This window comes from Endozoicomonas sp. (genome assembly GCF_051008435.1).
In the GTDB taxonomy this organism is placed as follows: Bacteria; Pseudomonadota; Gammaproteobacteria; order Pseudomonadales; family Endozoicomonadaceae; genus Endozoicomonas_A.
The window spans coordinates 1-11655 of sequence record NZ_JBPCXO010000548.1; the positions used below are offsets into that span (position 1 = coordinate 1).

Sequence of the window (11655 nt, forward strand, 5' to 3'; positions counted from 1 at the left end):
TGCTCAAATTTCAGTTCCACAAAAATGCACTTATAGAGTGAAAACCCAGATGAGCAAATATTAGTCTACAGATGCTGATATTACTGAGTTTTTGGCAAATTTAACGATCATGAACTCACGGATTCAGGCTGATGATTTCCCAGCCTTCCAGTAACATCACATTCACCGAGCCGCAGAAGTAGTCATTAGCAGAGTAATAACCCGTGAATGTCTCGGCAGCATTGGTGACCAGGCTGCTGATCTTTCCCCTGGAGAAAATACTTTCTGAATCGGAGGCAAAAACAGACTGCAGAAAAAAGCCGGAAAGCAAAAACAGTAATCTTGGAATCATGGCATCCATGCCTGAGAAATTTCATCAGATATAGAAAATATAGCCTTCTTTCATGAGCTACCTGACCTTCATGTTAGAATCGCCTCAGATTTTTTGACCTGAGCAGCTACTTGCCAGCCCATTCTTCATAAAGAACCCAGGCAAAAGGCTTTTCTCAACCTACAGGCTTTGCAGGAAAACCGGATGAACAAGGAAAAAAGGACCCAGATATTTACCCGGTTGCGGGACCAGAACCCCAACCCGACTACGGAATTGAACTTCTCCTCACCCTTTGAGCTGCTAATCGCCGTGATTCTGTCAGCTCAGGCAACCGATGTCGGTGTTAACAAGGCAACTGACAAATTATTCCCTGTAGCCAATACGCCCCAAGCCATTTTTGATCTGGGAGTTGAAGGCCTGAAGGAATACATCAAGACCATTGGACTGTTCAATGCCAAGGCCGAGAATGTCATCAAAACCTGCAGAATAATGCTCGACCAACATGAAGGCGAAGTCCCCGATACCCGAGAAGCCCTGGAGGCCTTACCGGGAGTCGGCAGAAAGACCGCTAACGTGGTACTGAACACCGCTTTCAAACAACCCACAATGGCTGTTGACACTCATATATTCCGGGTTTCCAACCGTACCGGGATTGCTCCAGGCAAAAATGTTCTGGAAGTGGAAAAAAGACTGGTCCGGCTGATTCCTAAAGAGTTCCTGCTGGACGCTCATCACTGGCTGATCCTCCATGGTCGCTATGTCTGCAAAGCCCGAAAGCCTCAGTGTGGCAGTTGCATTATTGAAGACCTGTGTGAATTCAAGGAAAAGACTTCCTGAAGAACAAAGGTTCAGCTGAAGTGGTACAATCCTCTTTCAAAGTGAAAAACTTTAAACGATAGAACAGACAAGCCGCACATGACCCCTACAATTGAACTCGCTATAGATCTGATACAACGTCCCTCCGTCACGCCTGAGGACGAAGGTTGTCAGGACCTGATGATCAGCAGACTGGAGCCTCTGGGCTTCAAAGTAGAGAAACTGCGGTTCGGCGAAGTGGAAAACCTTTGGCTTCGCAGAGGTGACACTGCACCTGTTCTGGCCTTTGCCGGCCATACCGACGTTGTCCCTACCGGTCCCGTAGAGAAATGGGATAACCCTCCTTTCTCCCCCTGTGTTGATGAAAATGGCATGCTGCTGGGGCGCGGAGCTGCAGATATGAAAGGCAGCCTGGCCGCCATGGTTACTGCCTGCGAATCCTTTGTTGCCGAACACCCCGATCACAAAGGCTCTATTGCATTTCTGATCACCAGTGATGAAGAGGGTCCAGCCCAGAATGGTACGGTAAAAGTCATTGAACATCTGGAAGCCCGTAACGAAAAGATTGACTGGTGCATCGTAGGCGAGCCCTCCAGTACTCATCAGGTAGGGGACATTATCAAGAACGGTCGCCGTGGCTCCATGCATGGTCATCTTGTCATTCGTGGCATTCAGGGACACGTTGCCTATCCGCATCTGGCCAGAAACCCGGTCCATGAAGTAGCTCTGGCTCTGTCAGAACTGACGGGTGAAGAATGGGACCAGGGCAATGATTTCTTTCCCCCCACCAGCTTCCAGATCTGGCACATTCATGCTGGAGAAGGTGCCAGCAATGTCATTCCAGGTAAGTGCGACGTTAACTTTAATTTCCGCTTCTCCCCTGAAGTGACTGACATAGAGTTGCAGAAAAGAGTGCTGACTATTCTGGATAGGCACAACCTCGAATACGATATTGAGTGGCATGTCAGTGGTCAGCCGTTCCTGACCCGCCCCGGTGCTCTGGTGAATGCGGCCAAAGAATCGATCAAAGCGGAAACAAACATAGACTCCGAGCTGTCTACCTCTGGTGGAACTTCCGATGGCCGCTTCATAGCGCCAACCGGTGCCCAGGTGGTTGAGCTGGGTCCGGTCAATGCTACCATCCATAAAGTGAATGAATGCGTTAAAGCCAGTGACCTTGATGACCTTGGCCGGATTTATCAGGGCATTCTGAAACGATTGCTGGCGTAATCACATGCTGTTTTCCCGTTCATGACTGTTTTCTAACGCTACAGACCTTATGAATAACGTTGAAGATATAGAAATTTATGCCAAAGACCTGAGCCTTGAGATGATCCAGAAATGGCTCACGGCTCATTTTGACACCGTTGAAACTCTGGGCAGTGGTAAAAAGGTCCATGACTTTTTGCTTCATGGGCAGGAAGGTTCAACCCCAATCATGATTGTCGAGGGTGCAGTTGGCAAAGCCTGGACCAGTATTTGGTTCAAATCCAATAAGACTCCCTGGAGCGATGACATCGCCTGTGCCAAAAGCCTGAACAATTTTGCCAAATGCCGGGTGAGAGCTAATGCCGCACCCTGGTCAGACGGTGAAGATATGGATGAATGGTGGCAGATGACAGAAGCAGGGGAAGAAAGCACGCTTTCCTGGCCTAACGCCCTCTGAAATTTTCATTCAGCCTGAGATGCAACACTGCATTTCTGGCCTCTTTTTCACTTTCTCCAAGAACTAAAGACTAACGGACGTACTAGCCCGGATATTTCATAAATTTGCGTGCGCCCTCACTTGCCCCTTGCGGCACTAAGAAAGCTTGGCTCAATCGACCGTACACACCAGTACGGCGCTCAATCGCCAAACTCCTTAGTACCACAAGGTTCTGCGTGAGCATCGCAGCAATTTATGAAATGTCCGGGCAAGGCAATCCGCGAGATATTCATTTTCTTCTTTGCGCCACCGCCTATATTCAAGCTAGAATCCTCCGATTAAGCCAGCTTTGCGCTAAAAATGTCATGAAGCCTGAATATCCAAGCTTCTGGATAAAGACATTATCTGTAAAGCGACCCCATTGAAAATGCTTGTTTAGATCCCGCTTCTCATGAGTTGCGAGTAAAGCAGCATTTTCATGATAAAATTGTCATTTACCCTCTTGAATTCAGGCCGCGGCCAGCTCCATGCACAAACCCAATACTCTCAGTCGCTTTTTGTTTCACAGTTTGAGAAAGCTGTTATTCACATGGGTTAGAACAACTGTTCATAACAACACCGCAGAAAGCCTTGGGATTCAGCCAGACAAACCTGTCTGCTATGTACTTCGTAACCGTTCTCTGTCTGATCTGATGGTGGTTGAGCACGAGTGTCGAAAAGCGGGCCTTCCACGACCCTATGCTTTTATTCACAAGGATCAAAAGAGTGGTGATCAAGCCTACTTTTATCTGACCCAGCAAAGAGGGGTTCTTCTTCAGAGAGAGCACCCGGAAGCTGCTGACACGCTCAACAACTTACTCAAAGAGACAGAAGAGCACCCAGATCAGGATGTACAGCTGGTTCCCATCAGTATTTTCTGGGGGCGGGCTCCCGACAAAGAGCAGTCAGCTCTCAAGCTACTGTTCGACTGGAACTTCAGTCTGGGTGGGCGATTCAGCAAGTTTATGGCCATTCTGCTCCATGGCAGACAGATCATGGTTCACTTCAACCCGGCCATGTCCCTTCGGGAAATGGTGGATGAAGGTCAGGAACATTCCAGAACCCTTCGAAAGATTGGTCGCATCCTAAGGGTGCACTTTCGCCAGCTCAGAGAGTCGGTCATTGGTCCCGATCTTTCTCATCGCAGGATTCTGGTCAATGGCCTGATTCATACCCCCCAACTTCGTAAAGCTATAGAAGCCGAAGCCGCAGCCCAGGAAATCACTCTGGTTGAAGCCGAAACCAAGGCAAGACAGTACGCCAACGAAATCGCCTCTGATTACTCTTACCCAGTACTCAGGTTCATGGACATCCTGTTAACCTGGTTCTGGAACAAGCTGTACGACGGCGTATCCATTAATAATGTTGATCCGATCAAAGAGTTGTCTCAGAAACACAGCATTGTTTATGTGCCCTGCCATCGGAGCCATATTGACTACCTTCTGCTTTCCTATGCCTTGTATTATGAGGGTCTGACACCTCCTCATATTGCTGCAGGTATCAATCTGAACATGCCTGTCGTTGGCACTATTCTTCGTAAGGGCGGCGCGTTCTTCATGCGAAGGACTTTCAGAGGTAACCCTCTCTACAGCGCCGTCTTCCATGAATACATGCATACCCTGTCCAGTCGCGGCTTCCCGATCGAATACTTTGTTGAAGGTGGACGTTCCAGAACCGGTCGGACTCTGACTCCGAAAACCGGCATGCTCTCTATCAGCCTAAGAAGCTATCTGAGAGACAGCCGCAAGCCAGTACTGTTTGTACCGGTTTACATTGGTTATGAAAAATTGCTGGAAGTCAGTACCTACATGGGTGAACTGAGAGGCAAGAGCAAGAAAAAAGAGTCCCCGCTGGACGTTATTCGAACACTGGCAGCCCTGAAGGATCAGTTTGGTAAAGCCTGGATCAACTTTGGCAACCCCATCAGCATGGGTGAGTTCCTGGATAAAGAAGTCCCTCAATGGCAGCATGAACAATCAGAAGGCTTTAAGCCTCAGTGGTTGAAAAAAACCACGAACACTTTGGCTTTCAATATTGCCAGCGAGATCAACTCAGCTGCGGTTGTAAATCCGGTTAATCTGGTTTCCATGGCTCTGCTTTCAACGCCTCGTCACGCACTGGGAGAACAGGAGCTGGTATTGCTGATAGAGATCTATCTGCGACTCCTCAAGAAATCTCCTTACAGTGACAAAACCGTCATTACCGACATGGATGGTCACAGTGTCATCCGATACGTCGAAAAGCTGGATGTGCTCAACAGGTTCAGTGACTCTCTGGGCGACGTTTACAGCCTTGATGAAAAAACAGCGGTAATGATGACCTATTACCGGAATAACGTTCTGCATATGTTTGCAGTACCCTCCCTGCTCAGCTGCCTGTTTATCAACAACAGCGCCATGACACAGAGAGAAATCTTCCGAGTCTGCTCCATTTTGTACCCTTATCTGAAGTCTGAACTCTTTCTCAAATGGAGTGAGAGGGGCTTTCTGAAAGTAGTCGCCAAATGGCTGGATACACTGGAAAGTGAAGGTCTGATTATCAGTGACCACGAAGGCTATTACCGACAGCCTGAGTACAGCTCCGTACAGTACGTTACCCTGACCGTTCTTTCCCGTGCCATTGCACAGACTCTTGAGCGATTCTTTATGGTCATCAGCCTGTTGATCAGCAATGGCAGTGGCAGTATTGAACAGGAAACCCTGGAAAACCAGAGTCGGGATCTGGCACAGAGACTGTCCATTATTCACGGACTCAATGCACCGGAGTTCTTTGACAAGGCTTTGTTCAAAAACTTTATCGAGCTTTTGCGACTGAATAATGTGGTGGAGATCACCCAAACCAACAAGCTCAACTTTGGTGTAGAAGTCAAAATGGTTGCAGATGAAGCTTTCAAGGTTCTAACCAGCGAAGTCCGACACAGTATTCTGCAAACGACCAAGACTCAGCCTGCCCCCATCGAAGAGCATTAATCCCTCCTGGGTCAATGTTCAAGGGGACGCCCATCTTTCACTCTCTTAATGAGGGTGAAAGATGGATTACTCAAAAAACAAACTTTTCACTCAAAAGCTCTCAGAGCATGGATATCGTACCTGCAGGCTTTCCCCTCTAGCTTATAGGTAGGCGAAGCATTACCCAACTCGGGCGATAGTCGAGGCCTTTTAACCACCACCCGGTATCGGGCCACTTCCAGGGCTGGTTCAAGAAGCTCGTCGGCATCGGGATCTCCTGATAGAAGTGCCTGAAACACTTTCATTTCCTTTTTTACTTCAGCCGACTTTTCTTTATGTGGAAACATTGGATCCAGATAAACCACATCAAACTGTTCTCCAGCTGCCAAACACGATTCCATGGCATGACGACTGTCATCTTTGATGAGTTGCATACGCACAGCAATGTCTGAAACTTCCGAATCTTCCATCGCTCTTCTGATACCGTCTTCCAGCAAAGCCGCAATAATCGGAGAGCGCTCAATCACTGTCACCTGACAGCCTAGGCTGGCAAGAACGAAAGCATCTCGCCCAAGCCCCCCTGTTGCATCCAGCACATGAGGTTTAACGCCTTTATTCAAACCCACCGCTTTGGCAATGTCTTGATCTTTCCCACCGCCAAACTTTCTCCGATGGGCTGCCTTTCCACCGACAAAATCAACACTGACAGGCTTTTCTTTTCCACAGGCTCTCTTTAATGAAAGACGATCCTCTTCAAATCCAAGAATAAGAGTACCTTCCTGGCAGCTATTCAGATCTTCAATCAGACTGACTCCATCAAGTGATTGGAGAAGTGTCTCAAGATAGGTCTGCTTATCAGGGTCCGGATGACTTTGCACAACGACAGAAATGGCCATTCGCCTTTTGCTCACAACATTCGAGATAGGTCGGATTTTAACACTGGTCTGGCGTTTGAAAACCTGAAACCTTCATTCATGCTTTTCTGGATATCTAAACCATCAACAGCCATGAGCGAAGAAAAACAGTTTGTGTCACTCTCAACGATAAAAAATGGCAAAGAACTCTATTTTTCATAGTAAAAAGCAGCAGACGTTTGGTCTACTGCTTCTCAATGGTAGAAAAATTTTAAATGCAGAAGCGAGAATTTAATCTGGCTGCGCAACAATTCTCAGGTAAGGTTTTAGCGTTTTCCAACCTTCCGGAAATTTCTTTTTAGCTTCTTCTTCTGTGACCACAGGAGGAATAATGACATCTTCACCCGGCTGCCAGTTCACCGGGGTCGCAACCGTGTGCCTGCTGGTCAACTGAATCGAATCCAGTGAACGAAGTATCTCGTCAAAATTCCTTCCCGTGGTCATCGGGTAAGTCATCATCAGTTTGATCTTCTTGTCAGGCCCGATAATGAATACCGTTCTAACCGTTGCATTGGTTGCAGCGGTTCGCCCTTCAGAAGTCTCCCCTGCATCTGCAGGCAGCATGCTATAGAGCTTGGCAACATTAAGATCTGTATCACCAATCATAGGGTACTGAGGCAGGTAACCCTGGGTTTCTTCAATATCTTTGGCCCAGCGCTCATGATCATTTACCGGATCCACACTCAGACCAATAATTTTACAATTGCGTCGTTCAAATTCTGGTTGGAGACGAGCCATATACCCCAGTTCTGTAGTACAGACTGGCGTAAAGTCTTTAGGATGGGAGAATAAAATAGCCCATGAATCGCCTATCCAGTCATGAAACCGAATGGAGCCTCGGGTGGTGTCAGCGGTAAAATCAGGGGCACTGTCATTAATTCTCAAAGTCATGTCAATTCCTCAGGGGTCAGCCATGGACCAGGAGTCTGCCGGACTTAAGGCCATTTCAGCCAGAAATCCAAAAAGAGTAACAGGCTCCCGGGAATAATTTCTTCATCACCTTCTGATAATGAAAAAACGCTCTCATTAATAAAAACCTAAAGCAGGTATAGGTATAGCTTTACCTGACCTGCCCCGAATTACAATCTATGAGAAGTAAAGCCTGTTTAAGCAAATGATCAACTAGAATTTACAAACGGTAGATAAAGCCATTTATTAATAACAAAGAATATGAGTATTCATTTATTATTAAAAACCACCTCTTCAAACAGAAAAGGTGGCTATGCCCTTGATTTTTGAGTGAATGGTGTTAGAAGACCATTACAGCAATCAATACCGCGCCGAGAATAAACCGATAAATAACAAAAGGCATCAATCCGATTTTATTGATAAAAGATAGAAAGAAGTGGATGCAAACCCAGGCACTCACCGCAGCGACTAACGCTCCTGAAAATAGGACGTTCCAGTCTACCGGCTCCGTAGTTTTCAGAAGATCCAGTGTCAGTAACAGACCCGCCCCCAGAATCACCGGTATGGAGAGAAGAAAGGAAAAGCGAGCGGCCGCATCACGGGTTAAACCGAGCATAAGGCCAGCCGTTATGGTAATACCGGAACGGGATGTCCCTGGAATCAGGGCAATAGCCTGGGCAAAACCAATGATCATGGCCTGACGGAAATTCAAAGTCTCAATGGGTTGTATTTTTTTCCCTTTATAATCAGCCCACCCCAGAAGGGCACCAAAAATCAAGGTCGTTCCGGCAATAACAGCAATGCTTCGCATGGCCTCATCCAGTCCTACCGATTTCAGTGCAAAGCCGACCAGAACGGCTGGCAGGGTTGCAAAGATTAAATACCAGCCCAGCCGACTGTTCACCGTTGAGCCTTTACCGGTCAGAGACCCAAGCCACTCCAAAGCAATTCGGATCAGATCCTGACGAAAATACCCTACAACCGCTATCAGGGTGCCTATATGAACTGCGACATCAAATGCCAGCCCCTGATCCGTCCAGCCCAGCAATTGGGCGGGCAAAATCAAATGACCTGAACTGGAAATCGGCAGAAACTCTGTAACACCCTGAAGCAGGGCAAGAATAATGATCTGAAGGCTATCCACGATAGCATCCCCCCTTTACTGGATAATGTCAGCTCATAAAAGTTAGTAGTTAAGAGAACGAGGTTTATCGTTCGCTTTTCTTGAGCGCAACCTTATCCCTTAAATAGACAGGTCTGGCTCTTTCTGCTGGTACAGTGAGTCCTTCGTTAAAATCGGCCGCTGCCAGAATTGCTATATCGGCAGCCCTGGGATAAGCCTCTGGAAAACATACGTCTACATTTGCAGCTAACTGATCCTTAAACTGCCACCCCGTCCCCATCCCCAGCCAAGAGCCTTCTCCATCAGGTACAATAACCTTTTCAGGTGCGATGACCTTTTCTTCCATCACAGGCTGCATCAGCCCCTCTTTTTCCTTGAACGCTCCCCAGTAAACTTCCCCCATACGGGCATCAATCGCTGCCAGCACAGCATTGGACTGATGCACCCTTAAACCTTCCTGAGCCAGGGCCCTGAGGGTTGATACTTCAACAACAGGTTTATCTATGGCAAAAGCCAGCCCCTGCACCATGGCCGTAGCTACTCTAAGGCCAGTGAAAGCTCCCGGCCCACGGCCAAATGCCAAAGCATCGAGATCAGACAAGCTGACTCCCTGCTTTTTCAACAGATTATCAATCATTCCCAATAGCTCACGACTGTGCTTTCTGGGTAATAACTCAAAATGCTCAACAATCTCACCGTTCAGGTTTAATGCAACTGAACAGGCTTCTGTAGCGGTATCAAGAGCCAGAATTTTCATCAATGTATCTCTGTAGATGGGAGCATCTCATGCATTCAACGGCGCATTATATCGTTGTCAGCTCATGAGAAAGTATCCTGAGAACGTAAAAAAGGACGCACAAGCGTCCTTTTTCTCAAACTCGCACCTTGCGATGCGACCTCTATGCCGTATCAGGCAGCCACAGGCTTCAGAGCACTGATCACTGTTGCCTTGATATCATCAACACTGCCAACACCTTCTACACGGGTATAGCGAGTCTGACCTTCAATCTTTTTGTAGAAGCTGACCAGCGGGGCTGTCTGATCATGGTAAACACCCAGACGCTTGCGAACGGTTTCTTCGATATCGTCATCCCGTTGCACCAGGTCTTCACCCGTGACGTCATCTTTACCCTCAACCTTGGGAGGGTTGTAAACAACATGATAAGTGCGACCACTGTCAGGATGAACACGTCTGCCCGCCATGCGCTGAACAATTTCTTCGTCTTCCACTGCGATCTCAATCACATGATCAATATCGACACCGGCATCACGAAGTGCTTCAGCCTGAGGGATGGTTCTTGGAAAACCATCAAAAAGGAAACCCTTGGCACAATCATCCTTGGCAATACGTTCTTGAACCAGTTCAATGATGATTTCATCTGAGACCAGGGACCCGGAATCCATAACCGCTTTCACTTTCAGGCCCAGCTCAGTACCTTCCTTGATTGCTGCGCGCAGCATGTCGCCGGTAGAGATCTGGGGAATACCAAACTCTTCCATGATGAACTGGGCTTGCGTACCTTTTCCGGCACCCGGGGCACCCAACAGAATCACTCTCATGAACAGGCTCCTGTCTGACAAGGCCAAATGTTAGAGCCTTGTTATGACGATTTTAAAAGGCACAAAGGATATACAGAGAGTCACTGCGTTACAAGTTGATACAGGAAAATTCTAATCGAGCACCACCTGCCATCCATACGAAAGAGGCAAGCCCTTCAACATAAAATTTCCGGGTCATCTGGCCGATACAGTGTTCAGAAAACTAATTCTGAAGAGACGCAGACATGAGAAGGTCATATAAGGTAAAGATACTGACCCTACTGGCTATGCTCATTCCAGTAACCGTTCAGGCGCTCCCCAACGCTAAAATCATGGGACATCGCTGGCTCCTGTCTGCCATAAAAAGCAACCGTCCTCCTTCGGGTTACCTTGATCTGAATAACTGCAAGCTCAGCAAAAACATCAGCGATCTGCCTGCAGACAACCGCACTTACCGAATTTCATTTAACGAGAACTTCTCCTACGACCCCGGGGACGGAAGTATCACGACTATTATGAATATTCTCTACCAGCAGACCCGAAACCTGGGAGGTACCCCGGTTTTGATGAGCAGGCCCGCTACCATTATTCTCACCAGTAAACCCCAAAAAGAATCTATCACTTATCAGGTCGTGATGACTCACAACGAAAAAACCATGATGCAGCTCTACAACTGCCCCTGGGACAAAGCGGTATTCCTGTGGAAGCCCAAAGGCTCATTGTTCAACTGAGCATCAGTTTAACAACCTCTGCATCAGGCTCTCTGCTTTCCCCCGCCAAGTGGAGTTTCTCCAGATAGGTTTCCCAGTATTTTTCCTGATTTCTGCAAAGGTCGTAGAGGTAGCCCCAATCATAGATACCGCTGTCATGGCCATCATTAAAGTGAATTTTAATCGCATAATGGCCCACCATTTCTATACTGGTGACCTGGACTTGCTTTTTACCCGTTTGCAGCACAGGTTTGCCATGCCCGCGAACTTCGGCAGAAGGGCTATGGACACGAAGCATTTCACTACTGAGCTGATAGGCTTCTTCTGCACCGTACTTAAGCTCCAGCAACTGGGACTGCTTATGAAGGTTCAATGCTTCAGGAATTTTACGCTGCATGTGGAGAATCTCTATCAAATCATCAAAACTCAGGCTTAACGAAGCCTGTAAGAACCCAGATCATACCAAGCATTAAATCAGCTCAAAAAAATTTGTAACTATTCAGCACCCCTGATGATTTTGCAGGGATAAAAGGTTTTGGTTATAAGCCATGCCACACTTGAGTTTCTTCAGAGGTACAAATATGCTGTACTTTCGTTTATCTCGTGGGTAGTTGCGGCAATATGGTGTGGAAACTCAGCTTTTTAAGTGCATTTTTCGTCAAAAACTCCTTTTTCAGAAAGCTAAACGATCAGACAGCTTTT

General features: G+C 47.4%; 12 protein-coding genes. 5 read left to right on the forward strand and 7 right to left on the reverse strand.

Annotation, left to right across the window (positions count from 1 at the left end):
* Positions 1 to 115: 115 nt before the first annotated feature.
* On the reverse strand, positions 116 to 331 hold the full coding sequence (locus tag ACR2PX_RS28200; protein WP_434002680.1) for a hypothetical protein: 216 nt from the start codon (positions 329 to 331) through the stop codon (positions 116 to 118).
* A gap of 183 nt (positions 332 to 514) precedes the next feature.
* Between ACR2PX_RS28200 and nth the strand changes: the two genes are divergently transcribed.
* The 4 genes from nth to plsB all read left to right on the forward strand — a co-directional run bounded on the left by nth (position 515) and on the right by plsB (position 5779).
* Complete coding sequence (nth, locus tag ACR2PX_RS28205) at positions 515 to 1147, forward strand: endonuclease III (protein ID WP_434002681.1); 633 nt, start codon at positions 515 to 517, stop codon at positions 1145 to 1147.
* Positions 1148 to 1225: 78 nt separating this feature from the next.
* Positions 1226 to 2356, forward strand: coding sequence for a succinyl-diaminopimelate desuccinylase (dapE, locus tag ACR2PX_RS28210; RefSeq protein ID WP_434002682.1), 1131 nt, complete (start codon positions 1226 to 1228; stop codon positions 2354 to 2356).
* A gap of 49 nt (positions 2357 to 2405) precedes the next feature.
* Complete coding sequence (locus tag ACR2PX_RS28215; protein WP_434002683.1) at positions 2406 to 2792, forward strand: hypothetical protein; 387 nt, start codon at positions 2406 to 2408, stop codon at positions 2790 to 2792.
* Positions 2793 to 3298: 506 nt separating this feature from the next.
* Positions 3299 to 5779 carry a glycerol-3-phosphate 1-O-acyltransferase PlsB gene (gene plsB, locus ACR2PX_RS28220; protein WP_434002684.1) on the forward strand — a complete coding sequence of 827 codons (2481 nt, stop codon included), beginning with the start codon at positions 3299 to 3301 and terminating at the stop codon, positions 5777 to 5779.
* 86 nt (positions 5780 to 5865) lie between these two features.
* On the opposite strand, the gene ACR2PX_RS28225 is transcribed toward plsB, so the two are convergent.
* The 5 genes from ACR2PX_RS28225 to adk all read right to left on the reverse strand — a co-directional run bounded on the left by ACR2PX_RS28225 (position 5866) and on the right by adk (position 10264).
* Entirely contained in the window at positions 5866 to 6654 is a 789-nt protein-coding gene (locus ACR2PX_RS28225) for a class I SAM-dependent methyltransferase (protein WP_434002685.1), read from the reverse strand.
* Between the two features lie 249 nt (positions 6655 to 6903).
* Positions 6904 to 7563 (reverse strand): peroxiredoxin, encoded by a 660-nt coding sequence (locus ACR2PX_RS28230; protein ID WP_434002686.1) that lies wholly within the window; start codon positions 7561 to 7563, stop codon positions 6904 to 6906.
* A 358-nt stretch (positions 7564 to 7921) separates the two neighbouring features.
* Positions 7922 to 8725 carry an undecaprenyl-diphosphate phosphatase gene (locus ACR2PX_RS28235; protein ID WP_434002687.1) on the reverse strand — a complete coding sequence of 268 codons (804 nt, stop codon included), beginning with the start codon at positions 8723 to 8725 and terminating at the stop codon, positions 7922 to 7924.
* Positions 8726 to 8789: 64 nt separating this feature from the next.
* Positions 8790 to 9461 (reverse strand): tRNA (adenosine(37)-N6)-threonylcarbamoyltransferase complex dimerization subunit type 1 TsaB, encoded by a 672-nt coding sequence (tsaB, locus tag ACR2PX_RS28240; RefSeq protein WP_434002688.1) that lies wholly within the window; start codon positions 9459 to 9461, stop codon positions 8790 to 8792.
* Between the two features lie 152 nt (positions 9462 to 9613).
* Positions 9614 to 10264, reverse strand: a complete 651-nt coding sequence (gene adk, locus ACR2PX_RS28245; protein ID WP_434002689.1) for an adenylate kinase — start codon at positions 10262 to 10264, stop codon at positions 9614 to 9616.
* Between the two features lie 224 nt (positions 10265 to 10488).
* Between adk and ACR2PX_RS28250 the strand changes: the two genes are divergently transcribed.
* Positions 10489 to 10974, forward strand: coding sequence for a hypothetical protein (locus ACR2PX_RS28250; RefSeq protein ID WP_434002690.1), 486 nt, complete (start codon positions 10489 to 10491; stop codon positions 10972 to 10974).
* Here ACR2PX_RS28250 and ACR2PX_RS28255 read toward each other — a convergent pair.
* On the reverse strand, positions 10967 to 11350 hold the full coding sequence (locus ACR2PX_RS28255; RefSeq protein WP_434002691.1) for a gamma-butyrobetaine hydroxylase-like domain-containing protein: 384 nt from the start codon (positions 11348 to 11350) through the stop codon (positions 10967 to 10969). The two genes, ACR2PX_RS28250 and ACR2PX_RS28255, sit on opposite strands and share 8 nt — an antisense overlap.
* Positions 11351 to 11655 lie beyond the last annotated feature (305 nt).